The sequence below is a fragment of the Phytohabitans sp. LJ34 genome, assembly GCF_052068095.1.
Classification (GTDB): Bacteria; Actinomycetota; Actinomycetes; order Mycobacteriales; family Micromonosporaceae; genus Phytohabitans.
The window spans coordinates 94009-115303 of sequence record NZ_JBQHDG010000031.1 but is presented as its reverse complement, the minus strand read 5'-3'; the positions used below and the strand labels follow the sequence as shown (position 1 = coordinate 115303).

Genomic DNA, 21295 nt, shown 5'->3' with positions numbered 1-21295 from the left:
CCGCGCCGCCTTGCCCCACTGGCTCCACATGTACAACCATCACCGACACCACACCGCCATCGGCGGCCCACCCGCCAGCCGCGTACCCAACCTCTCCGGACACAACATCTAGGAGAGTTGGGGTTGGTATGGCGCCCTAACTCTCCAAGATCTGGAAATCTTGGGCCGCGTGCACGGCGCGGTGGTTACTCAGGGCGATGAAGCCCCGTTTTGATCTCCTGCCGCGTGCTCGGCAACACTTACGGTGAGTGGCAGTGGGCCGGACCACGACGGGTGGTGCAGGCGCCCTGCGCTACCTGACTGCGCTCGCCATCCTCGACGACGGCGACGCGCGCGCTGGCGTCGCGGTAGCTCACATCTCCAAGATGACCGTGCGCGGGCCGACGTTGACGCTTTCGACGAGCATGTGGGCGCGGAATCGGCCGGTCGCCACCGTCGCGCCGCGGGATTCCAGTGCTTTCACGAAGTCGGTCACCAGCGGCTCGGCCACCTCGGCCGGCGCCGCGGCGATCCACGTCGGTCGGCGGCCCTTGCGGGCGTCCCCGTAAAGGGTGAACTGGCTTACCACCAATATCGGCGCACCGGCGTCGGACGCGGACCGTTCGTCGTCGAGGATGCGCATCTCCCACACCTTGCGGGCCATCGTGTCGGCGATCGCGGGCGTGTCGGAGTGGGTGACCCCGAGGAGCACCAGCAGGCCGTCCATGATCTCGCCGACGACCTCGCCGTCGACCGTGACGCTGGCCCGGCCGACCGTCTGCACCACGGCGCGCACCGGGTCAGCTCCCCACCGGCGTGATGACGCCGCGCTCGACAAGGTGGGCGACGATCGGCACCGCCGCGTCGGCGAGGTCGTCTTCCGCGACCTCGTGTGCCACGGCGAGCACGGCGATCTGGTCGCGCAGCGGCACGCGGCCGTCGCAGCCGCGTACCAGGGCCAGCACCAGCGGGTCGACCTCCTCGCTCCAGCGCAGCCCCTGCGGCATGGCGAGCACCTGCCGGTCGACGGCCCAGCCCTCGGGGCCCATCGTGGCCTCCTGCCGTAGCTGGAGACCGTCGGCGGCCTTGTACCGTTCGGCGAGCAGGCCGGCCGCGTCGCGTACCCGGAGGAAGTCCTGGCGGTCGAACCAGGCGGCCACCTGCGCGCCGAGCGGGCCGGCGACTTGCTGGCGCAGGTCTTCGACCCGGACCACCGGGTCGTCGGCGCCCGAGCGGCGGAGGGTGACCAGGCCGAAGCCCACGGCTTCGATCTTGTGGGCGTCGAACCATTCGAGCCAGGCGGCCTTGCGGACCGGGTCGTGCGGCTCGCCCGCGTCGGCCAGCCAGAGGTCCACATAGGACACCGGATCGGCCACCTCGCGCTGGATCACCCACGCGTCGAGGCTCGTGCCGGCGACCCAGCCGGCCACCCGGTCGGCCCATTCCTCGCCGGCGACGTGCGCCCAGTTGGCCAGGTACTGCATCGTGCCGCCTTCGGCCAGCAGACCGGCCGCGGCGGCGGCCAGCTCGGCGCTCAGGCCGTCCCCGGGGCGGCCGGAGTCGCGGTAGGCGTGTGTGGCGGTGCCCGGACCCACCACGAACGGCGGGTTGCTCACCACCAGGTCGAAACGGCGCCCCGCGACCGGTGCGACCATGTCGCCGCGGAGCAGCTCCCACGAAAGGCCGTTGAGCGCGGCGGTGGTGGCGGCGAAGCTGAGTGCCCGCTCACTCACATCCGTGGCGGTGACCGTGGTGGCGTGCTGGGAGAGGTGAAGGGCCTGCACCCCGCACCCGGTGCCCAGGTCGAGCGCCGACCCGACCGGGCGGCGGATCGTGGCGCCGGCCAGCGTGGTGGAGGCGCCGCCGACACCGAGCACGTGGTCGGGTGCGAGCGGCACGCCCGGGTGCGCGGCGGCGGGCAGGTCGGCGACGACCCACCACGAGTCGCCGTACGCCTCGAGGTCGAGCCCCTGCCGCAGCCCGTCGCCGTCCGGCACCACCAGTCCCGCGGCGAGCGCGTCGGCGAGGGGGAGTGGCGCGAACGCCGCCTCCACCGCGGCGGCCGGCTCGGTCTGCCCGCACACGAAGAGCCGGATGAGCGTGGCGAGCGGGTCGCGGTCGGCGGTGGCGCGCATCGCGGCCCGGAAGTCGTTGCGCGACACGGCCGCGGTGGCCGCCGGGCCGAGGCGGTCGGCGATGCCGCTGGCTGTGTAGTCAGTCAGAGCGGTGCGCAGCTGCTCGACGCCCTTGTCGGTGAAAAGCATTCAGTCCATCCGGAAGTCGGCGAAGTCGAAGCCGGGCGCCACCACGCAGCTGACCAGCACCGGCTGGTCACCGGCCGGCGCGGCCGCCTGCCACACGCCGCCCGGCACCAGCACCTGCGGCCGCTGGCCGGCGGCGATGTCGTTGCCCAGGACGGCATTCTCCCTGCCGCGCATGCGCAGCTCCAGCGGGCCACCGGAGTGCCACAGCCACAGCTCGTCCGAACGCACCACATGCCACCGCGACTGCTCGCCGGGGTGGAGCAGGAAGTAGATGGCGGTGGCGGCCCGCCGCGGCCCGCCGTAGCCGTCCGGCTCGAACGTGTGGTCGCTGCGCCAGGTCTCGCGAAACCACCCGCCTTCCGGATGGGGCGCCAGGTCGAGTTGCTCGGCGAGCGGTGGTCGTGGTGGTGAGGTCACTGGCCCATTCTGGCGGTTACGGCCGCGCGGGGTGGCGGAGGACGCGGTCGTCACCGTCACGGACGTCACCACGCCCGTCGCGGTTGGAGGTGGCCAGCCACAGGGCGCCGTCGGGAGCGACCTCGACGGTACGCAGCCGGCCATACCGGTCGCGCAGCTCCGCGCGGGGTTCGCCGGGGCGGCCGTCGTTCAGCGGCACCGTCCAGAGCCGCTCGCCCCGCAGCGCCGCCACGTAGAGCGTGTCGCCGGCGATCGTCGCTCCGGACGGGGAGGCGTCGTCGGTCGACCAGGTGACGATCGGGTTGGTGTACCGGCCGTCTCGCGTGTCGCCCTCGCCCTCCACGTCGGGCCAGCCGTAGTTCTTGCCCGGCTCGATGCGGTTGACCTCGTCGAGGCGGTTCTGGCCGAACTCGGTCGCGTACATGCGTCCCGCGCTGTCCCACGCCAGGCCCTGCACATTGCGGTGGCCCATCGTGTACACCGGCGAGCCGGCGCGCGGGTTGCCCGGCGCGGGATCGCCCTCCGGCGTCAGGCGCAGGATCTTGCCGTTGGGGCTGTCGGGATCCTGCGACGAGGCGGTGTTGGCCGCGTCGCCCGTGCCGGCGTAGAGCATGCCGTCCGGCCCGAACTTGATGCGCCCGCCATTGTGGTTGCCCGCCTTGCGGATGCCGTCGAACACGACTTCGGGCCGGGCGTTGCCGTCGAGCCGGAAGCGCACGATGCGGTTGTCGGAGTTGGACGTGTGGTATGCGTACACCCACCGGTCCTGGGCATAGTCGGGCGAGACCGCGAGGCCCAGCAGCCCGCCCTCGCCGCCCACGTCGACGCCCGGCACCTCGTAAACCCGCCGCGCCTGGCCGCCGCCCGGCGACACCTGGAGGATGCGGCCGGTGTCCCGCTCGGCGACGAGCGCGTCGCCGTCCGGCAGAAACGCCATCCCCCACGGCACGTCGAGCCCGCTCGCCACCTGCTGCGGCGCGCCGAGGTCGGGCGGGCCGCCGGGCGTGCTGCTGGCCCCGCCGGACGCGGTCGGCGTCGGCACGGTGGGCGCCGGCTGGGTCGGGAGGGTGTCCTCGCCGCCGTCGCCGTCACCGTCGTCGCCCGAGCACGCGGTCAGGGTCGCCAGCAGGGCCAGCGCCACCACGGTCTTCCGCACGGTCGTGCCCCTCTCGTCGGCTTTTCCGATCGCACCGGAACGGGCGCTTTCAATCGCACCAGAACCGGGCGAAAGGCCGAGGAAAAGATTACTGCCGACCGATGGCGTGTCCCTGCGCGCGTAGCCGCCGGGCCCAACCGGCGACGGTGTGCCGGGGCACGCCGAAGTGCTCGGCGACCGCGGTGATCGAGCCGGTCTCCCGGTAGACGTCCATGACCTGGTCGGGCTCGGGCATCCGCCGGTACGCGCGGGTGCCGCCGTCATCCGCGGCCCGCTTCGTCGCCTTCTTGGCCGCCGACTTGGTGGCCTTCGCCGCGGTCTTCTTCGCCGCGGTCTTGCGCGCCCGGCGGCGCGGCGCGGGCGCGACGTCCTCGACCGCCTCGGCCACCCGCGGCAGCGCCGGCGGCGGCGTGGGCGTGGGCGCGGCGAGCGCGCGGACGAGCAGGTCAAGGTCGACGGGGGGAAGGTCCGCCGGGGCGAGCCCGCCACCGCTTGCCGCCCGCACGGTCAGCTCGGTGATGCGGGTCTGTCCGGTGGAAATGTCCACCCGCACGGTGGTGTGTGCTGTCGCGGCGCCGGCCGCGCCGTCGTTGTCGGGCGTGATGGTTATGACGTATCTACTCACGGGAGCCTCCTGTCCAGTGGTGTCCGCCATCCCCGCCCGCGCCCCCGGTACGCATGCGGCCCCCGCATAGGGGACGACCTGCCACATTGTCGACTGCGTGAGATTACCTCCCCGAGATCGGCGAGCGTGCTCACACAGCGCTTTCCATAGTGGAGCCGCGGGCACCAGCCCCCGGCGGGCGTGCGTTTTGGGGCAGGATGGGGTGCATGACGCTCAACCTGCCCATCGACGCCGAAGCCAACAAGCTGCTCCAGCGAAGCCCGTTGGCCCTGTTGGTCGGCATGATTCTCGACCAGCAGTTTCCGCTGGAGCGCGCCTTCTCCGCGCCGTACGAGCTGAGCCGCCGCCTCGGGCACGAGCCGACCGCGGAGGAGCTTGCCGACTTCGACCCGGAGGCGCTGACCGCCATTTTCGCCACCCCGCCGGCGCTACACCGCTTTCCGAAGGCGATGGCCGCGCGGGTGCAGGAGGCGTGCCGCATCGTCGTCGACACGTATGGCGGTGAGGCGGAAAACATCTGGACCGGAGCCGCCGACGGCAAGGATCTGTACAAGCGGGTGAGCGCGCTGCCCGGATTCGGCAAGCAGAAGGCGCAGATCTTCGTGGCGCTGCTGGGCAAGCGGTTCGGCGTGCGGCCCGAGGGTTGGCGCGAGGCGGCCGGCGGCTACGGCCCGGAGGGCACGTACAAGTCGGTGGCGGACATCGTCGACGCCGCGGCTCTGGTGAAGGTGCGCGAGTACAAGCAGGAGATGAAGGCGGCCGCCAAGAAGTAGCCGGTTTCAGGCGGCGTGCGGGTGGGCCAGCGCGGCGATCGCGCGGCGCACGTCGGCGAGTGACACGGTGGCCGACTCGTCGAGGTCGGCTAACCCGGCCTCTATCCACTGCCGCATCAGGGTGGTGACGCCGATGCCCCGCGCCTCGGCGGCCTCGCGCACCCGTTCGTAGGTGTCGACGGGTAGGCGCACCGATCGGCTCACCATGGGCACGTCACTGTCGGGGGCTGGCAGCTCGGCCGGCTGCCCCTCGTCGATCAGCTCGGCGAGCCGGTCGCCGCCCTCGTGGAACTGCTTGATCGCGTCGTTTCTATTCATCGTCGCCACCCCTGCTGTGCCTCGTCGTACCGCTTGGACTCGACGTCGGTCAGGTCGCGAGCGGAAAGCACATCCCAGTCGTTGTCGCCGCGATCGGCCTCGATGAGCAGGATCGCGAGCCGCCGCGCGCGCCCGGTCGCCGCGTACACCACCATGACGTCGTCGCCCAGGTGCCGGATGATCCGGCGCGTGCTGTGGAGTGCTTCCCAAACCTCGCCCGGAGTCACCTCGTAGAGCCGCAGGTTGGCCAGGCCCTCCTCGGTGAAGCTGAACCTGCTGCCCACGCGGCCGAGCGTACCACGCACGTAACACGCGGGCCGGGCGAAAATCGCGCCGGTGAAGCGAGTGGAAGGATGGACGGGTGAAGCGAAAGGCCGCGCGGCCGATCCTGATCACCGACGCCGACCGCAGCCAGGCGGAGCAGTTGCGCAGCCGCCAGGTGCGGTACGTCCTGATGATGTCCATCCGGGGTGTCTGCCTGCTGGTCGCCGCCATCCTGGTGGGTGTCAAGGCGCCGCTGCTCTGGCTCTGGCTGCCACTCTGTCTGCTCGGCATGGTGCTGATCCCGTGGGTGGCCGTCATCCTGGCCAACGACCGCCCGCCGAAGGAGCAGCACCGTTTCCGGCACCGGGAGCCGGAGGCGGACGAGACCCCCCGGCAGGCGCTTACGGACGCACCCCCACCGAAGACGATCGACGCCGATTAGGGGCGGGCGCCGAGCAGGGTGACCGCCTCCGCGCCGAGCGCCACCGCCCGCTCCAGCGCGTCCGGCGGTGCGGCGCCGGCCACCCAGGCGGCCAGCAGCCCCGCGGCGAAGGCGTCGCCCGCGCCGGTCGGGTCCACCACCGGCGTCACGCGGCGGCCGGGCGCCTCGAAGATCCCGTCCGGGCCGGCCCACACCGCGCCCTCCGGGCCCCTCTTGACCACGGCGTGCGTGGCCACGGCCGCCAGCGCGCGGGCCTGTGCGACCGGGTCGGTGTCGCCGGCCAGCACGGCGGCTTCGTCGACGTTCGCGAGGACGAGGTCGGCGTTTCGTACCCAGTCGAGGAAGGCGGCCCCGGCGTGCCGCAACGGGCCCGCGGACGCCGCGTCGACGCTGGTGGTCAGCCCTTGGTCACGGGCCGCGGCCAGCGCGCGGAGGCCGGCCCCGCGGGAGGCCGGGTCCAGCAGGGGGTACCCGGACACGTGCACGTGCCGGGTCTCGGGCGCGGCCGCCAGCGCGGCGTCGACGTCGGCGGGGGAGAGGAGCAGGTTGGCGCCGCGGTCGGTGAGCATCGTGCGTTCGCCGTCGTGGACGAGGACGATCACGGTGCCGGTGGGGGTGCCGGGGTGGGCGCGCACGGCGCAGCGGACGCCCGCGGCGGCCAGCTCGGCCACGCGGGCGCGGCCCGGCTCGTCGTCGCCCACCGCGGCGACGAGCGTGACCGGCGTGCCCCGCGCGGCGAGCCACGCGGCGGTGTTGGCGCCCTGGCCGCCGCCGGCGAAGCGGATCCGCGCGCCCGTGTCGGTGCCCGTCGCGGGTGCGCCGTCGAGGGCCGCCACGACGTCCGTGACAAGGTCGCCCACGACGAGGATCAAGCGGCGGCCGCCACCGCGACGCGGCCCGCGAGCTCGGCGTTGCGCAGGATGATGCGCACGTTGACGGTGAGGCTCCTGCCCCCGGTCGCCTCGTGGAAGTACGCGAGCAGGAACGGCGTCACCGCCTTCCCGGTGATCCCCTCGCTGTGCAGCTTGTCGAGGCCCTCGGCGAGCGTGCGGTCGTGCAGGTCGGGGTCGAGCTGCTCGTCGAGCGGGAGCGGGTTGGCGACGACCAGGCCGCCGCCGTGTACCCCCTGCTCGCGCCGGGCGGCCATCACGGCAGCCACCTGCTCGGGCGTGTCCACGGACCAGTCGAGGTCGAAGCCGGCGTCGGTGATGTAGAAGCCGGGGAAGCGGCGGGTGCCGTACCCGAGCACGGTGATCCCGAGCGTCTCCAGCCGCTCCAGCGTGGCGCCCACGTCGAGGATCGACTTGACGCCCGCGCAGACGACGGTGATCGGGGTACGGGCGAGCGTGACGAGGTCGTTCGACTCGTCGAAGGCCTCGCGGTGCACCCCGCCCAGCCCGCCGGTCGCGAAGACCGGGATGCCGGCGGCGACGGCGACCGCGCTCGTGGCGGCGACCGTGGTGGCGCCGTCCGCACCCGCCGCGGCGGCGACGGCGAGATCGCGTACTGAGAGCTTGGCCACCTCGTCGGCCGTGGCGAGGCGGGTCAGCTGCGCGTCGTCGAGCCCGACGGTCAGCACGCCGCCGATCATGCCGATCGTGGCCGGTACGGCGCCGGTCGCGCGTACCGCCTGCTCGATCTCTCGGGCCACCCGAAGGTTGTCCGGGCGGGGCAGGCCGTGTGCGACGATGGTGCTCTCCAGAGCCACGACGGGCTGGCCGGCGCGGAGGGCCTCGGCGACCTCGGGGCCTACCCGGATGTGAAGGTCCGTCACGATCACTACCGTATGTGGCGCGTTGGACCGCTCGCCGCTGAGGTGGGAAACTAGACGGCTGGAGGTGTCATAAGCCGTGAGCACTGAGGTTCTCGAGCGTCCGGATCTCAAGGATGCCGATACTGGTCCTGAGATGTTCCACTATGTCCGTAAAGAGAAGATCGCCGAGAGCGCGGTCATGGGCACCTTCGTGATCGCACTATGTGGTGAGAAGTTCCCCGTCACCAAGGCGCCCAAGCCGGGCTCACCGGTCTGCCCGGCGTGCAAGGAGATCTACGAGTCGATGCGGGCGTGACCGGCCACCTTGCTCATCGCTGACCTCGTGGGGGTGGCTGTCTTCGCCGCCTCCGGGGCGTCGGCCGGTGTCGTCAAGCGCCTCGACCTGTTCGGCGTGATCTTCGTGGGCTTCGTCGCCGCGCTCGGTGGCGGCATCCTCCGTGACCTGGTGATCGACGTCGTGCCGCCGCTCGCCTTCGCCGACTGGCGCTACCCCGCCGTCGCCGCCGTCGTGGCCACCGCCACCTTCTGGCTCCACCCGCAGCTCGCCCGGCTGCGCCGCACCGTGCTGGTGCTCGACGCGGCCGGGCTCGGCCTCTTCACCGTCACGGGCACGCTCAAGGCGCTCGACGCCGGCGTGCCCGCCGCCGGCGCGTGCCTGATCGGCATGCTCGTGGGCATCGGCGGCGGCCTCGGCCGCGACCTGCTCACCGGCGAGATCCCGGTCGTCCTGCGGCGCGAGATCTACGCGGTGGCCGCGCTCGCCGGCGCGGTCGCGGTCGTCGCGCTCGAGCGCGTCGAGACGCACCACAACGTGGTATTGCTCGCACCCGCGACGCTCGTCTTCGGACTGCGCCTGATCTCGCTCCTGCGCAAGTGGAGTGCCCCTCTCCCGCCGCAAGGGGTGTGACGCGTGTGGCGGCTGGCAGCCACCGGGGCCCCCGCGAGGTTATGCTGAAGACCGCCTTCGCGCCGACGCGCGGGGGCGATTTCTTGTGTGCCGAGGGGGGTGTCGGGTGCGGCTGGCGTTGGACGACTTTCCACCGCTTCGGGCCTGGCAGCGCAAGGCGATGGTGGAGTATCTGCGCCGTCGCACAGAAGACTTCATGGCGGTGGCCACGCCCGGCGCCGGCAAGACCACCTTCGCGCTGCGCATCGCGGCTGAGCTCCTCCTAGACGGCACGGTCGAGGCGGTCACCGTGGTGGCACCGACCGAGCACCTCAAGGCGCAGTGGGCGGCCGCGGCGGGGCGGGTGGGCATCCAGCTCGACCCCACGTTCCGCAACGCCGACATCCACTCGTCGGCCGACTTCCACGGCGCCGTCGTCACGTACGCGCAGGTGGGCGTCGCGCCCCAGGTGCACCGCCGCCGCACGATGACCCGCCGCACGCTGGTCATCCTCGACGAGATCCACCACGCCGGCGACTCCCGCTCGTGGGGCGACGGCGTGCGGGCCGCCTTCGAGCCGGCCGTGCGGCGCCTGATGCTCACCGGCACGCCGTTCCGGTCCGACGACAACCCGATCCCCTTCGTGACGTACGAGCGGGGCTCTGACGGCCTCCAGCGCTCCCGCTCCGACTCGGTGTACGGCTACTCCGACGCCCTCCGCGACGGCGTCGTCCGGCCGGTGATCTTCCTGGCGTACTCCGGCGAGACCCGGTGGCGCACCAGCGCGGGCGACGAGCTGGCCGCGCGGCTGGGCGAGCCGATGACCCAGGATCTCGTGGCACAGGCGTGGCGCACCGCCCTCGACCCGGCCGGCGAGTGGATGCCCCAGGTGCTGCGCGCGGCCGACGCGCGCCTCCAGGTGCTCCGGGCCGGCGGCATGTCCGACGCGGGCGGGCTGGTCATCGCGACCGACCAGCAGAACGCTCGGGCGTACGCGCGGCTGATCGAGCGCGTGACCGGCGAAAAGGCGGTCGTGGTGCTCTCCGACGACCAGGGCGCCTCGGCGCGCATCGCCGCGTTCTCCGCGTCGGAGCAGCGGTGGCTGGTGGCCGTGCGGATGGTCTCCGAGGGCGTCGACATCCCGCGCCTGGCCGTCGGCGTCTACGCGACCAGCGCCTCCACCCCCCTCTACTTCGCCCAGGCGATCGGCCGCTTCGTGCGCGCGCGCCGCCCCGGCGAGACCGCCAGCGTCTTTCTGCCGAGCGTGCCCCACCTGCTCGGCCTGGCGAGCGAGATGGAGGCCGAGCGCGACCACGTGCTCGGCGAGCCGAAGCACCCCGACGGCCTCGACGACGACCTGCTGGAGCGCGCCCAGCGCAACGAGCAGGCGAGCGGCGAGCTGGAAAAGCGCTTCGAGGCGCTCTCCGCCACCGCCGAGCTCGACCAGGTCATCTTCGACGGCGCCTCGTTCGGCACCGGCGCACAGGCCGGCACGCCCGAGGAAGAGGAGTACCTGGGCCTGCCCGGCCTGCTCACCGCCGACCAGGTGTCGATGCTGCTCAGCAAGCGCCAGGCCGACCAGCTGGCCGCCCAACGCCGCACGAGGTCCGCGGCTCCCGCGGCGGCGACGGTGCCCGCCCAGCCGGCCGGCCCACGCACGGCGGGCGAGCGCCGGATCGCCCTACGCCGCCAGCTCAACTCCCTGGTCAACGCCCACCACCACCGCACCGGCCTCCCACACGGCAAGATCCACGCCGAGCTCCGCCGCCTCTGCGGCGGCCCACCGAGCGCGCAAGCCACGATCGAGCAGCTCGAGGAGCGCATCGCCACGGTCCAGACGCTCTAGGTGTGCCTGAAGCTCGAGTTGCCCGGGTCCGTGTCAGCCGCTGACCGCTGCTCCCGCCGGAGTACGCGCGGGTCGGCGGCGAGCTGGCGCTCGCCGAGATCCCCGACCCGCGCTGCCAGGTCCGCGCCGCAAGCCCGCCGCGACGCCCGTCGTGGTCCGGACCGTAAGTTGGCCATGCTCTGGTCCGCTGCTCCCGCGGCTCACCCTCGCGTTCGGCCGCGGTCACCGCTTTGCCCCGGCGGATGCGCGGCGCAGTGCAGGGGTGTTCGTCCACAATGCCTGTTGCCGGGCAGCCGGCCGGAGATCGCCAACAGAGCTTCGTTGCCCTGGGTCCCGCGCTGCCTCACCCGTCCGCTGGTGGCGGGCCCCGGTTTCGGAGTAGGCCGAGCTCGTCGGCCTCCGCGGCAAGGCGCCCCGTCTGTGCGGGCAGCTCGACAGCCAGGAGTGCCCGTAACCATGGAGCTCACGGCGCGCGAAGGCCGAGCCACACCGGCGCGGGCGAAGAAGGCAGTGAGTTTCGCTCTGAGCGAAATCCCACCAAGAGACACAGAACCGGCCGGAGGCACACCTCCTCCGGCCGGTCTACGTCTGTGTTTGTGCTGTTGCTCGAACTCGCGTCAGTTCGGGTTGGCCATCAGCTCGGCGCCTCGCCAGGTGAACTCCGGGTCGGACACGAACTGAACCGTGATCTTCACGAGATCCTCGGCGTACTTGTTCGCGTGGTGCCCACAGAACACCAGCTCGCTCCCACCCGCGAGGGTGATGCGCAGCTTGCCAGCCGCGTTGCAGCGGTCGCACCGTTCATCGGCGGCTGGCGGGGCCGCCGTTTCGGGCGGCGGCGTGAGGGTCGGGGTCATCGCCTTCCTCCTCTGGTCGTCACCGATGAACACGTTCTTCGGTCGTTGCTCACCTATCGTCCAACACCCACCGGGGGTGCTGCCTTCCCGGAGTGCCCTCTGGGGACCGAGGTCACACCCGGGTACCGACAGTGTGCCGTGCGACAAGGGTGCCACGTCAACGATCACATCTGGGCAACGGCGAGATGACCACGTCGTGATGTACGCGTGGTGTTCAAAGCGACACGCTCTGTTGACTATCGTCCCTCAATCGAGGTAATCGCGGAGCACTTGGGACCGCGACGGGTGTCGCAACTTTGACATCGTCTTCGACTCGATCTGGCGAATGCGCTCGCGTGTCACGCCGTAAACCTGGCCGATCTCGTCGAGCGTGCGCGGCTGGCCGTCGGTGAGGCCGAAGCGCAGCCGGACCACGCCGGCCTCCCGCTCGGAGAGCGTCTGGAGCACCTGCTGGAGCTGGTCCTGGAGCAGCGAGAAGCTGACCGCGTCGACCGCCACCACGGCCTCGGAGTCTTCGATGAAGTCGCCGAGCTGGCTGTCGCCCTCGTCGCCGATGGTCTGGTCGAGCGAGATGGGCTCCCGGGCGTACTGCTGGATCTCCAGCACCTTCTCCGGTGTGATGTCCATCTCCTTGGCCAGCTCTTCCGGGGTGGGCTCGCGGCCCAGATCCTGGAGCAGCTCACGCTGTATGCGGCCGAGCTTGTTGATCACTTCGACCATGTGCACCGGGATGCGGATGGTGCGGGCCTGGTCGGCCATGGCGCGGGTGATGGCTTGGCGGATCCACCAGGTGGCGTAGGTGGAGAACTTGTAGCCCTTGGTGTAGTCGAACTTTTCGACGGCGCGGATGAGGCCGAGGTTGCCTTCCTGGATGAGGTCGAGGAAGGCCATGCCGCGGCCGGTGTACCGCTTGGCCAGCGAGACCACGAGCCGCAGGTTGGCCTCGAGGAGGTGGTTTTTCGCCCGCTCGCCGTCGCGCCCGATCCAGCTCAGGTCGCGGTGCATCTGGGTGGGGAGCTTTTCCTCGCCCTCCTCGGCGGCGCGCAGGCGCTCCGCCGCGTACAGCCCGGCCTCGATGCGCTTGGCGAGCTCGACCTCCTGCTCCGCGTTGAGCAGGGGGACCTTGCCGATCTGCTTGAGGTAGGCGCGGACCGAGTCGGCGGAGGCGGTGAGCTCGGCGTCGCGGCGAGCCTGCTTGAGCGCCTCGGACTCCTCGTCGTCCCACTCGAAGTCGTTGCTGTCGGCGGTGGCGTCGGCCTGCGCTGCCTGGGCGAGCTCGGCCGGCTCCTCGACCACGACGTCTTCGATCTCGGCGGCCAGCGTCTCGGGATCGATGTCTTCGACCTCGCCCTCGGGCGCCGTGCCGTCGGCCGGCTGCTCGCCACCCTCCGCGGCCTTGGCGCCCTTGACCGCCTTGGCCGGCCCCGTGGTGGGCGCGCCGTCGGCGGCGGGCTTGGCGGCCGCCTTCGCGGCCTTGGCGGCCTTCGCCGGGCGGGCGGGTGCGTCGGCCGCGGGCGCGGCCTTCTTCAGCGGAGTCACGGTGGCCTCCTCGGCGGGTGCCGGCTTGGGCACCGGCGCCTTCTTGGCCGCCGTCTTCGTCGCCTTGGCGGTGGTCGCCTTCGACGCCGGGGTCGCGGACCGCGCGGCGGAGACGCGGCGGCGGGTGCTGACGGAGCCGTCCCACACCACGGTTACGCCTCGCTCGGCGAGGGCGCGCAGGATCTTCTTCGCCTCTGCCGGGGTCACCGCGGCGGCCTCCACGGTCTGCGTGACCTCCGCGGAGGTCAGCTGGCCGCCGGCACTCTCGGCGTGGGCGATCAGAGAGTCGGTGATCGAGCGAACGTCGGCGCCGGTGTGGCGAGGCTCTGTCACGAATGACCTTCCGGAGGCGATGAACGACGCGGCCAACCGGTCAGCACAGCACAAGGTGAAGAGCTGGCCGGTTTGTTGTGGGAGCCCCCGTCTCGTGGGCCGTCCGGGCGGTGACGGTCCGCGTCGCGGTGGGCAGCGTGAATTGTAACGCTGTCTGCGGCGATCATCCCGCGGCGCACGCCGGGGGAGCGGCTCCGGGGGCCGCCGCAAAGGGTCTTTTCGAGGCTCTGACAGGATGATACGGGCCGAGCGCCGTTTTCGAGGGCCGGTCTCTTCGGATCTTCGAGGGGCCGAGGGTCCAAACGAAAGACCCACGTTGGGGGGACCGGATGCCGGACGCGGCCGAGTTGCTCGCGATCGCCGTGGAGATCGTCAGGGAGGCGGGCGAGACCGCTCGCCGGATGCGCGTGGAGGGGGTCTCCGGCGTCACCACCAAGAGCACCGACACCGACGTCGTGACCGCCGCGGACCGCGCCGTCGAACGCCAGGTGGTCGACGCGCTCCGCGCGCGCCGGCCGCACGACGTGGTCCTGGGCGAGGAGTACGGCGCGAGCGGAGCCCGTGGCGACGTGCGGTGGATCCTCGATCCGATCGACGGCACGGTCAACTACCTCTACGACCTCCCGCAGTACGCCGTCTCGCTCGCCGCCGAGGTAGACGGCCAGGTGGTCGCCGGCGTGGTGCGCAACCCGGCGACCGGCGCGGAGTGGACCGCGACGCTGGGCGGCGGCGCCTACCGGGCGGGCGAGCGGCTGCACGGCTCGCCGCAGACCGAGCTCGGGCAGGCCCTGGTCGGCACCGGCTTCGGGTACGACCCGGCCAGGCGGGTGCACCAGGCGGGTGTGCTGCACGGGCTGCTCGGCCACGTGCGCGACATCCGGCGCTTCGGCTCGGCGGCACTCGACCTCTGTGCGGCCGCGGGCGGCCAGCTCGACGCGTTCTACGAGAAGGGCCTCAACCCCTGGGACCACGCCGCCGGCGGACTTGTCGCGACCGAGGCCGGCCTGGTGGTCGCCGGGCTCGGCGGCGCGCCGCCCGGGCTGGACATGGTGGTGGCCGCGCCGCCGGCTCTCTTCAAGCCGCTGCACGACCGCCTGGCCGAGATGGACGCCGCCGGCGGCCCCTAGGGCTCGCCGGCGCTCAGGCCTCCGTCTTCGCGGCGCAGGTGCCGGGCGGGAGCTGGGGGCTGCCCAGGTCGACCAGCGACTGGTTGACCTCGGTGGGCGTGGCCAGCTGCTGGAACTGGTCGCCGAGCACCACGTCGACCACGTCGTCTTCGCGCTTCGGGTCGTAACCGCCCTCGGTCTCGGCCTTGCCCAGGAAGAACGCCTGGAGCACCTGGGCCGAGCCCACGGCCTTCGGCCCGTAGCGGAGGAGGGCGACACCTTCGACGGCCTTCTTCTTCGGGTCGTTTCCCTTCTTCTTCACCTGGAACTCGCGGCCGGCGAAGTCTTCCGCCACCGAATCGGCCAGGCCAACATTGTCGGTCGCGTTGTAGACGTTGATCTTGATGTCCTTGGCTTCGCGAAGCTTGAGGTCGGCCTGCGGCCAACCCTCGGGGCAGCTGGCCGCCGGGGCCTCGCCGCCCTGCGAGTCGCGCACCAGCGCGACCGCGACAAAGACCAGCGCGAACACGACCAGTACGCCGACAACGACGAGTGCTCGCACTCGGGCAAAGGTCATGCCGGTGAGGTTAGCGCCTGGTCGCTCATCTCGCGGACGGAGGCGCGCAAAGCCGCGAATCGGGTCGAGTCGCCGGTGTGTTGACGGTGTGCCGGACGCGGGTACCCCTATCTTCGTGTCGCCTGAGTCACATTGGGAACAACTTCGCGCGCGGGGGCGTACATGCATCCCACAGGGGCGGTATACATGCCTCGCCCGCGGGGCGGTAAGGTACGCCGCCCGCAGTTGGGCACAGAAACATCGTCGTCCGGGTTACATCCGGAAGCGACACACGAACGGGAGAGTGACAACCGATGGCCACCGACTACGACGCCCCGCGTCGCGACGAGGTCGACCTCGGCGAGGACAGCCTGGAGGAGCTCAAGGCACGGCGCACCGACTCACAGTCGGGTGCCGTGGACGTGGACGAAGCCGAGGTTGCCGAGAGCTTCGAACTGCCGGGAGCCGACCTCGCCGACGAGGAGCTGACCGTCAAGGTGCTGCCGATGCAGCAGGACGAGTTCCGCTGCGCCCGCTGCTTCCTGGTGCATCACCGGAGCCAGCTGGCGTACGAGCGGAACGGCGAGCTGATCTGCACCGAGTGCGCCTGACCAGGGCGGCGCTGTGACGGACGGAGAGCCGGAGTCCCGGGTGGACCCTGAGCTGGGCAAGGCGATAGCCGAGCTCAGCGAGGAGAGTGTGCCCAAAGGCGAGCGAAAGCGGCTCCTGCGGCGGATCGCCAGCCAGGTGCCCGTCCGGCGGATTGGCACGATGTTCCGGCCCAAGGTCGCCGTCCGCTGGATGGCCGACACCGTGGCCGATGTGGCGCCACACATCCCGGTCCGCGACCTGGAGACGCTCCGCCGCCACCACGACGGCCTGGACGGCGAGGCACTCGCCGAGCGGCTCGTCCGCAACGCCAGCCGGGTCACGGCCGGCGTAGGCGCCGCCGGAGGCGGGATCGCCGCCGTCGAATGGGCTGCCACGCCCACCCTGCTGACCGCGCCCGTGCTGCTCGCGGCCGAGACGGTCGCCGTGGTGACCGTCGAGATCAAGCTGATCGGCGAGCTCCAAGAGGTGTACGGGCAGCCAGTGCCCGGTGTCGGCGCCCAGCGCGCGATGCACCTGGTGCACGCCTGGTCCCAGCAGCGCGGGTTCAACCCGCTGACGCCCGGCGTCGGCATCGGCGCGGTGCTCGGCACCGCGGCCCGCAAGGAGCTACGCGACCGGCTGCTACGCCGCTTCGGCCGCAACCTGACCACGCTCGGTCCGATGCTGACCGGTGCGGCGGTGGCCGGCTACCTCAACCGGCGGGCGACCCAGGCGCTCGGCGACCGCATCCGCGACGACCTGCGGCGGCGTGGCCGGGGCGCGATCGAGGGCCAGGTCGTCAGCGACTAGCGAGCACGCCGCCGGCCGCAGACGCCACCAAGCGTAGGGAGCGCAGCGACCGGAGCGACTGGCGTTTACAGGCCGGCTTCAAGGCGCGCGAGCCGCCCTCGCGGAGCGAGGGCCAGGATTACCGGCGGGCGGTGTCGCGGGCGGCCAGCAGCGCGGCCGCCAGGCTGGTGGGGTGACGGGAGCTGACCACCCAGTACGGCGTGGGGTCCGCCGGATCGTCGAGCACCACCTGCACGGCGCCGCCGACCCACGGCCGCTGCACGACGAAGGCCAGCGGGTCGGCACCCACGCCGAGCACCTCGCGGCGCCCCGAGACGTCGAGCGGCACCGCGTCGGCGACGAAGCGCACCGGCAGGTGGGCGTCGTCGACATGCAGCTCGCCGCCGGCCACCCGGATCCGGATGCGACCCACCCACCACAGGCCGGCGGCCGCCAGCGGCAGCAGCACGACGAAGGGAAGCCACGCGCGCACCCCGGTGGAGCCCATCCAGATCTCGGCCGCGAGGAGGCCTGCGGCGGCGAGACCCGGCAGCCACAGCCACCATGGAACGGTCAGGCGTTCGGCATACTCCTCCACGAGGGTGAGGGTACGTCCCGGGCGCCGAGCACGACACGGCAGGATGGACCCGGCAACGCCCACGCGAACGAAAGAGACAGACGTGACCGACGCTGTGCCCGTACCGGTGCGCCGGCTCGACCCGGACCTGCCACTGCCCGCGTACGCCCACCCCGGCGACGCGGGTGCCGACCTCGTGGCAGCCGAAGACGTGGAGATCGCGCCGGGTGCGCGGGCGCTGGTCCGCACCGGTGTGGCGATTGCGTTGCCGGAGGGGTTCGTCGGTCTGGTGCACCCGCGTTCCGGCCTCGCCGCGCGGCTGGGCGTGACGGTGCTCAACGCGCCCGGCACGGTCGACGCCGGCTACCGCGGCGAGATCATGGTCAACCTGGTCAACCACGATCGCGCCGCCACCGCGAAGATCTCGCGGGGTGACCGGATCGCACAGCTCGTGGTGCAGCGGGTGGAGCGGGCCGCCTTCCAGGCGGTCGACGAGCTGACCGACTCCAGTCGCGGCGCGGGCGGGCACGGTTCGACGGGTGGGCACTCGGGCCTGGTTGGGGAGGTGCGCTGATGTTCTCGCGACGGCGAGAGGGCGGCGGGCGGCACGCGCGGGACAACAGTCAGCGCCGCGCCCGCGCGGAGCGGTACAACGAGCAGCCGGCCGAGGCGGAGCCGGCGGTGCCGGGCGTCGGCCCGTACGACGTGACCGAGGCCCCGGAGGGTGTGCAGCGGCTCGACCTCGGCAGCCTCAAGATCCCCGCGGTCGACGGCGTCGAGGTGCGGGTGCAGGCCAACCCCGACGGTGTGGTGCAGCAGGTCGTGCTCGTGCACGGGGAAAACGCCCTTCAGCTGGGCGTCTTCGCCGCGCCGCGGACCGAGGGCATCTGGGAGGAGGTGCGCGCCGAGATCCGCAAGTCGCTCTTCGACGACGGCGTGGCCGCCGAGGAGGTCGACGGGGAGTACGGCGTCGAGCTGCGAGCCCGCGTGCGTACCCCGGATGGGCTGACCGACCTGCGCTTCGTCGGCGTCGACGGCCCGCGGTGGATGGTCCGCGGCGTCTTCCAGGGCGGTGTGGCGGTCGACCCGGCCGCCGCGGGCCCGCTGGCCGAATGCATGCACGGGCTGGTGGTCGACCGCGGGCACGAGGCCAAGCCGGTGCGCGAGCCGCTCCCGCTGCGCCTGCCCAAGGAGCTCGCCGACCAGGCCCAGGCCCAGCAGGCCGCCGGGTCGGCTCCCGAGCCGCCCGACGACGCGTCTCCGCCGGTCAACGGATCCGGGCCGAGCCAGCCGCCGCGCCGCAGGCCGTCCCCCCGCCCGCGCCGCACCTAGGACCCCTAGGGTCGACCGACGTCGATCGACGTGTGGTCCGGGGGCGCGTACCCTTGGACGAACCCGGCGGGCGGGCGCCGGGCTTGTCGAGGAGGCTGACCCCAAGGTCATGGCGACCGACCACACCCCATCTTCGGTACGCCGGTTCTTCCAGCGACTCACGGCGAGCGAGGCCGAGCTCGACGCGGAGGAGCTTCAGCGGGAGAGCGCAGAGTCCGGTTCCACGCTGGCCGGCATGTGTCGCCGGGGCCAGCTCGTATCGGTGTCCGGCCGGTTGCGTACCGTGGTCTACACTCCACGCACCAACCTGCCCACGCTGGAGGCGGACCTGTACGACGGCAGTGACGTTGTCACCCTGGTGTGGCTCGGCCGCCGGCACATCGCCGGCATCGAGCCTGGCCGGCAGCTGACGGCGCGCGGTCGCGTCGCGGTGCGCGACGACCGTAAAGTCATCTACAACCCGTACTACGAGCTGGAAGCGCCTCGATAGACATGACGACGCAGCCGGAGCAAGACGAGGAACGCCTGCCCAGCTTCGCCGAGCAGATGGCCGACCAGCTGGGTGGCTGGCGGGGCCTGGTCGAGTCGAGCGTGCCGGTCGTGGTGTTCGTCCTCGTCAACGTCATCGCCGATCTCAACCCGGCACTCATCGCCTCGGTGGGCATCGCCGTCGCCATCGCCGTGCTCCGCCTGATCCAGCGCCGCCCCATCCGCCACGCGGTCAACGGGCTGTTCGGCGTGGGCGTCGGCGCGTTCATCGCGTGGCGCACGGGTGACGAAAAGGACTTCTACCTGCCCGGCATCCTGTACGGGATCGGCTACGGGCTGGCGCTGCTCGCCTCGGTCGCCCTGCGCCAGCCACTGGTGGGCTGGATCTGGTCCGTGATCGTGGCCGGCGGCAAGGCCGAGTGGCGCACCGATCCCAAGCTGATCCGCCTCTTCAGCCGACTCACCGTGCTGTGGGGCGTGGTGTGGCTGGCCAAGGTGGGCGTGCAGGCCGCGCTCTACCTCGCCGACCAGGACACGGCGCTGGGCGTCGCCCGCCTCGTGCTCGGCTACCCGCCGTATCTGCTGCTGCTCGCCTTCACGGTCTGGGCCGTGCGCCGCGAGACCAGAAACAACGCGCCCGAGACCGAGGCCGCCCCCGCCTGACCGCGAGTATGCCCTGGTCGGTGCAAGGGACGAGAGAACCGTAGGCATAGATCTCGAATCTTGAGCCGCGCGCACGGCGGCGGCGGTTACTCAGGGCGACAGCCACTCCGTGGGTGCAGGCAAGGCCTCGGCCGGGCCCGCCGGGCTCGGCGCAGCCGCTGGGGTGAGCGTGACCAGGCGCGGAGGGCGAGGCCGCGGGAGCAGCGGTCCGGACCACGGCGGACATCGCGGTAGCCCAAGTCTTCTGTCCCCTGAAACAGAGCCGGGACAGGGCCTGGGCCTAGCCGCCGCCTCGGGTGCGTTCGACGCTGTCGGCGCCCAGGATGACCGCGCGGACGGTGTCTTCCACCTCGGCGGTGCAGACGAAGACCAGCTCGTCGCCGGCCTCGATGGGGTCGTCGGGGCCCGGCACGAGCACCCGCTTGCCGCGCAGGATGGCCACGAGCGCCGCGTCGCGGGGGAGCGGCACCGCGTGCACGGGGTGGCCGACGTACGGCGCGGTGGGCGGCAGCGTGATCTCGACGAGGTTGGCCTCGCCCTGCCGGAACGTCATCAGCCGCACCAGGTCGCCGACCGTCACCGCCTCCTCGACCAGTGCGGCCATCACGCGCGGCTTGCTGACCGCCACGTCGACGCCCCACTGCTCGGTGAAGAGCCACTCGTTTTCGGCGCGGTTGACCCGGGCGACCACCCTCGGCACCGCGAACTCGGTCTTGGCCAGCAGCGACACCACCAGGTTGACCTTGTCGTCGCCGGTGGCGGCCACGACGACGTCGCAGCTGGAGAGCGCGGCCTCCTCGAGGCTGGCCAGCTCGCACGCGTCGGCCAGCACCCACTCGGCGGCCGGCACCTTCTCCGGGCGGAGCATCTTCGGCTGGCGCTCGATGAGCATCACCTGGTGGCCGTTGTCGATCAACTCCTGGGCGATCGAGCGACCCACGTTGCCGGCTCCGGCGATCGCGACCCGCATGGCTACCGGCCCCCTTCCGGTGCGGTGCCGGCGACCATGCTCACGCGCTCCGCGATGTCGTCGGTGACCAGCATGAACACCTGGTCGCCCTCCTGGAGGATGGTCGAGCCGGAGGCCAGCGTGCCGATGCCGAAGCGGGTCAGGTAGGCGATCCGGGTGCCGGTGGTCGTCTCCAGCTGCTTGACCGAGTGGCCGTACCACTCCTTGTGCAGCGGCACCTCGATGATCGACACGGTGCTGGTGGGGTCGCGGAAGATCTCGACGGTGCCCTCGGGCACGAGCTGGCGCAGGATGCGGTCGGCCGTCCACCGCACGGTGGCCACCGTGGGGATGCCGAGCCGCTCGTACACCTCGGCGCGTTTCTGGTCGTAGATGCGGGCGACCACCCGCGAGACGCCGAACGTCTCTCGGGCCAGGCGGGCCGAAATGATGTTGGAGTTGTCACCGCTGGACACCGCGGCGAACGCGTCGGCGCGCTCGATCCCGGCCTCGCGCAGCACGTCGCCGTCGAAGCCGATGCCGGTCACCGTGATCCCACCGAACTCCGGACCCAGCCGCCGGAACGCGTCGGCGTTTTGGTCGATCACCGCGACCGTGTGGTCGCGCGCCTCCAGGTTGTGCGCGAGGGTGGAGCCGACCCGCCCGCACCCCATGATCACGACGTGCACCCCGTGACTCTCCTCTCGTTCCCAGGAGAAGCCTCCCACGTGATCGCCTCCGGCGGGCCGCCGGCCACCCCGCCACCGTAC

27 protein-coding genes and 1 pseudogene are annotated in these 21295 nt (G+C 72.1%); 13 read left to right on the top strand and 15 right to left on the bottom strand.

Translation table 11 applies throughout. From position 1 onward, the window contains the following. Positions 1-112, top strand: a pseudogene (locus tag ACTMTJ_RS40370) (IS481 family transposase); the annotation flags it as partial. Positions 113-352: 240 nt separating this feature from the next. Here the strand turns inward: ACTMTJ_RS40370 and dtd are convergent. From dtd to ACTMTJ_RS40345, 5 genes are all read right to left on the bottom strand, one after another. Next, on the bottom strand, positions 353-775 hold the full coding sequence (gene dtd / locus ACTMTJ_RS40365) for a D-aminoacyl-tRNA deacylase (protein ID WP_441224039.1): 423 nt from the start codon (positions 773-775) through the stop codon (positions 353-355). A gap of 4 nt (positions 776-779) precedes the next feature. Further along, positions 780-2243: a DUF7782 domain-containing protein gene (locus ACTMTJ_RS40360; protein WP_441224038.1), complete on the bottom strand. Its 1464-nt coding sequence runs from the start codon at positions 2241-2243 to the stop codon at positions 780-782. After that, positions 2244-2660 carry a cupin domain-containing protein gene (locus ACTMTJ_RS40355; RefSeq protein WP_441224037.1) on the bottom strand — a complete coding sequence of 139 codons (417 nt, stop codon included), beginning with the start codon at positions 2658-2660 and terminating at the stop codon, positions 2244-2246. It abuts the gene before it with no gap. A 16-nt stretch (positions 2661-2676) separates the two neighbouring features. Continuing rightward, positions 2677-3816, bottom strand: coding sequence for a PQQ-dependent sugar dehydrogenase (locus ACTMTJ_RS40350; protein WP_441224036.1), 1140 nt, complete (start codon positions 3814-3816; stop codon positions 2677-2679). A gap of 88 nt (positions 3817-3904) precedes the next feature. Beyond that, positions 3905-4441 carry a helix-turn-helix domain-containing protein gene (locus tag ACTMTJ_RS40345; protein ID WP_441224035.1) on the bottom strand — a complete coding sequence of 179 codons (537 nt, stop codon included), beginning with the start codon at positions 4439-4441 and terminating at the stop codon, positions 3905-3907. 206 nt (positions 4442-4647) lie between these two features. On the opposite strand from ACTMTJ_RS40345, the gene ACTMTJ_RS40340 reads away from it, so the two are divergent. After that, positions 4648-5214 carry an HhH-GPD-type base excision DNA repair protein gene (locus ACTMTJ_RS40340; RefSeq protein ID WP_441224034.1) on the top strand — a complete coding sequence of 189 codons (567 nt, stop codon included), beginning with the start codon at positions 4648-4650 and terminating at the stop codon, positions 5212-5214. Positions 5215-5220: 6 nt separating this feature from the next. Here the strand turns inward: ACTMTJ_RS40340 and ACTMTJ_RS40335 are convergent, their stop codons facing one another. Together ACTMTJ_RS40335 and ACTMTJ_RS40330 are read right to left on the bottom strand one after the other, a co-directional pair. Further along, on the bottom strand, positions 5221-5532 hold the full coding sequence (locus ACTMTJ_RS40335; RefSeq protein ID WP_441224033.1) for a ribbon-helix-helix protein, CopG family: 312 nt from the start codon (positions 5530-5532) through the stop codon (positions 5221-5223). Then, complete coding sequence (locus ACTMTJ_RS40330) at positions 5529-5816, bottom strand: hypothetical protein (protein WP_441224032.1); 288 nt, start codon at positions 5814-5816, stop codon at positions 5529-5531. The genes ACTMTJ_RS40335 and ACTMTJ_RS40330 overlap by 4 nt, the downstream gene beginning before the upstream one ends. Positions 5817-5893: 77 nt before the next feature. Between ACTMTJ_RS40330 and ACTMTJ_RS40325 the strand changes: the two genes are divergently transcribed. After that, entirely contained in the window at positions 5894-6238 is a 345-nt protein-coding gene (locus ACTMTJ_RS40325) for a DUF3099 domain-containing protein (RefSeq protein WP_441224031.1), read from the top strand. Here ACTMTJ_RS40325 and ACTMTJ_RS40320 read toward each other — a convergent pair. Together ACTMTJ_RS40320 and ACTMTJ_RS40315 are read right to left on the bottom strand one after the other, a co-directional pair. After that, the gene (locus tag ACTMTJ_RS40320; protein ID WP_441224042.1) at positions 6235-7107 is read right to left on the bottom strand and encodes a carbohydrate kinase family protein; all 873 of its coding nucleotides are present in this window, start codon (positions 7105-7107) and stop codon (positions 6235-6237) included. The two genes, ACTMTJ_RS40325 and ACTMTJ_RS40320, sit on opposite strands and share 4 nt — an antisense overlap. Further along, the gene (locus tag ACTMTJ_RS40315) at positions 7107-8012 is read right to left on the bottom strand and encodes a pseudouridine-5'-phosphate glycosidase (RefSeq protein ID WP_441224030.1); all 906 of its coding nucleotides are present in this window, start codon (positions 8010-8012) and stop codon (positions 7107-7109) included. The genes ACTMTJ_RS40320 and ACTMTJ_RS40315 overlap by 1 nt, the downstream gene beginning before the upstream one ends. A gap of 76 nt (positions 8013-8088) precedes the next feature. On the opposite strand from ACTMTJ_RS40315, the gene ACTMTJ_RS40310 reads away from it, so the two are divergent. From ACTMTJ_RS40310 to ACTMTJ_RS40300, 3 genes are all read left to right on the top strand, one after another. Then, on the top strand, positions 8089-8307 hold the full coding sequence (locus ACTMTJ_RS40310; RefSeq protein ID WP_441224029.1) for a DUF3039 domain-containing protein: 219 nt from the start codon (positions 8089-8091) through the stop codon (positions 8305-8307). A 33-nt stretch (positions 8308-8340) separates the two neighbouring features. Continuing rightward, positions 8341-8919, top strand: coding sequence for a trimeric intracellular cation channel family protein (locus tag ACTMTJ_RS40305; protein ID WP_441224028.1), 579 nt, complete (start codon positions 8341-8343; stop codon positions 8917-8919). Positions 8920-9025: 106 nt separating this feature from the next. Then, a complete protein-coding gene (locus ACTMTJ_RS40300) occupies positions 9026-10744 on the top strand; it encodes a DEAD/DEAH box helicase (RefSeq protein WP_441224027.1) in 1719 nt (572 codons plus the stop codon). Positions 10745-11361: 617 nt separating this feature from the next. On the opposite strand, the gene ACTMTJ_RS40295 is transcribed toward ACTMTJ_RS40300, so the two are convergent. Both ACTMTJ_RS40295 and ACTMTJ_RS40290 read right to left on the bottom strand, forming a co-directional pair. After that, positions 11362-11601 (bottom strand): DUF7455 domain-containing protein, encoded by a 240-nt coding sequence (locus tag ACTMTJ_RS40295; protein WP_173041975.1) that lies wholly within the window; start codon positions 11599-11601, stop codon positions 11362-11364. A 246-nt stretch (positions 11602-11847) separates the two neighbouring features. Beyond that, positions 11848-13473 (bottom strand): RNA polymerase sigma factor, encoded by a 1626-nt coding sequence (locus ACTMTJ_RS40290; RefSeq protein WP_441224026.1) that lies wholly within the window; start codon positions 13471-13473, stop codon positions 11848-11850. A 329-nt stretch (positions 13474-13802) separates the two neighbouring features. Here ACTMTJ_RS40290 and ACTMTJ_RS40285 point away from each other — a divergent pair, with 329 nt between their 5' ends. Continuing rightward, positions 13803-14600 (top strand): inositol monophosphatase family protein, encoded by a 798-nt coding sequence (locus tag ACTMTJ_RS40285; RefSeq protein ID WP_441224025.1) that lies wholly within the window; start codon positions 13803-13805, stop codon positions 14598-14600. A gap of 13 nt (positions 14601-14613) precedes the next feature. Here the strand turns inward: ACTMTJ_RS40285 and ACTMTJ_RS40280 are convergent, their stop codons facing one another. Continuing rightward, positions 14614-15141, bottom strand: coding sequence for a LytR C-terminal domain-containing protein (locus ACTMTJ_RS40280; protein WP_441224041.1), 528 nt, complete (start codon positions 15139-15141; stop codon positions 14614-14616). A 308-nt stretch (positions 15142-15449) separates the two neighbouring features. On the opposite strand from ACTMTJ_RS40280, the gene ACTMTJ_RS40275 reads away from it, so the two are divergent. Next, positions 15450-15746 carry a DUF4193 domain-containing protein gene (locus ACTMTJ_RS40275; RefSeq protein WP_308713777.1) on the top strand — a complete coding sequence of 99 codons (297 nt, stop codon included), beginning with the start codon at positions 15450-15452 and terminating at the stop codon, positions 15744-15746. 13 nt (positions 15747-15759) lie between these two features. Then, complete coding sequence (locus tag ACTMTJ_RS40270; RefSeq protein ID WP_441224024.1) at positions 15760-16536, top strand: hypothetical protein; 777 nt, start codon at positions 15760-15762, stop codon at positions 16534-16536. Positions 16537-16654: 118 nt separating this feature from the next. On the opposite strand, the gene ACTMTJ_RS40265 is transcribed toward ACTMTJ_RS40270, so the two are convergent. Beyond that, the gene (locus ACTMTJ_RS40265; protein WP_441224023.1) at positions 16655-17113 is read right to left on the bottom strand and encodes a DUF3093 domain-containing protein; all 459 of its coding nucleotides are present in this window, start codon (positions 17111-17113) and stop codon (positions 16655-16657) included. Between the two features lie 43 nt (positions 17114-17156). Here ACTMTJ_RS40265 and dut point away from each other — a divergent pair, with 43 nt between their 5' ends. The 4 genes from dut (at position 17157) to ACTMTJ_RS40245 (ending at position 19576) form a co-directional block, all read left to right on the top strand. After that, on the top strand, positions 17157-17666 hold the full coding sequence (gene dut / locus ACTMTJ_RS40260) for a dUTP diphosphatase (protein ID WP_441224022.1): 510 nt from the start codon (positions 17157-17159) through the stop codon (positions 17664-17666). After that, positions 17663-18424 carry a DUF3710 domain-containing protein gene (locus tag ACTMTJ_RS40255; protein ID WP_441224040.1) on the top strand — a complete coding sequence of 254 codons (762 nt, stop codon included), beginning with the start codon at positions 17663-17665 and terminating at the stop codon, positions 18422-18424. Before dut ends, ACTMTJ_RS40255 begins: the two co-directional genes overlap by 4 nt. A gap of 109 nt (positions 18425-18533) precedes the next feature. Then, entirely contained in the window at positions 18534-18914 is a 381-nt protein-coding gene (locus ACTMTJ_RS40250; RefSeq protein WP_441224021.1) for an OB-fold nucleic acid binding domain-containing protein, read from the top strand. Positions 18915-18916: 2 nt separating this feature from the next. Continuing rightward, positions 18917-19576 carry a DUF3159 domain-containing protein gene (locus ACTMTJ_RS40245; protein ID WP_441224020.1) on the top strand — a complete coding sequence of 220 codons (660 nt, stop codon included), beginning with the start codon at positions 18917-18919 and terminating at the stop codon, positions 19574-19576. 280 nt (positions 19577-19856) lie between these two features. Here the strand turns inward: ACTMTJ_RS40245 and ACTMTJ_RS40240 are convergent, their stop codons facing one another. Next, positions 19857-20546 (bottom strand): potassium channel family protein, encoded by a 690-nt coding sequence (locus ACTMTJ_RS40240; protein ID WP_441224019.1) that lies wholly within the window; start codon positions 20544-20546, stop codon positions 19857-19859. Positions 20547-20548: 2 nt separating this feature from the next. Continuing rightward, positions 20549-21214, bottom strand: a complete 666-nt coding sequence (locus ACTMTJ_RS40235) for a potassium channel family protein (RefSeq protein ID WP_441224018.1) — start codon at positions 21212-21214, stop codon at positions 20549-20551. Positions 21215-21295: the final 81 nt, after the last annotated feature.

Excerpts from the sequence above, each read along its gene's own strand:
- ACTMTJ_RS40240 (WP_441224019.1), bottom strand. The coding sequence starts at position 20,546 with ATGCGGGTCGCGATCGCCGGAGCCGGCAACGTGGGTCGCTCGATCGCC.
- ACTMTJ_RS40250 (WP_441224021.1), top strand. The coding sequence starts at position 18,534 with ATGGCGACCGACCACACCCCATCTTCGGTACGCCGGTTCTTCCAGCGA.
- ACTMTJ_RS40360 (WP_441224038.1), bottom strand. The coding sequence starts at position 2,243 with ATGCTTTTCACCGACAAGGGCGTCGAGCAGCTGCGCACCGCTCTGACT.
- ACTMTJ_RS40245 (WP_441224020.1), top strand. The coding sequence starts at position 18,917 with ATGACGACGCAGCCGGAGCAAGACGAGGAACGCCTGCCCAGCTTCGCC.
- dut (WP_441224022.1), top strand. The coding sequence starts at position 17,157 with ATGGACCCGGCAACGCCCACGCGAACGAAAGAGACAGACGTGACCGAC.
- ACTMTJ_RS40335 (WP_441224033.1), bottom strand. The coding sequence starts at position 5,532 with ATGAATAGAAACGACGCGATCAAGCAGTTCCACGAGGGCGGCGACCGG.
- ACTMTJ_RS40275 (WP_308713777.1), top strand. The coding sequence starts at position 15,450 with ATGGCCACCGACTACGACGCCCCGCGTCGCGACGAGGTCGACCTCGGC.
- ACTMTJ_RS40340 (WP_441224034.1), top strand. The coding sequence starts at position 4,648 with ATGACGCTCAACCTGCCCATCGACGCCGAAGCCAACAAGCTGCTCCAG.
- ACTMTJ_RS40285 (WP_441224025.1), top strand. The coding sequence starts at position 13,803 with ATGCCGGACGCGGCCGAGTTGCTCGCGATCGCCGTGGAGATCGTCAGG.
- ACTMTJ_RS40295 (WP_173041975.1), bottom strand. The coding sequence starts at position 11,601 with ATGACCCCGACCCTCACGCCGCCGCCCGAAACGGCGGCCCCGCCAGCC.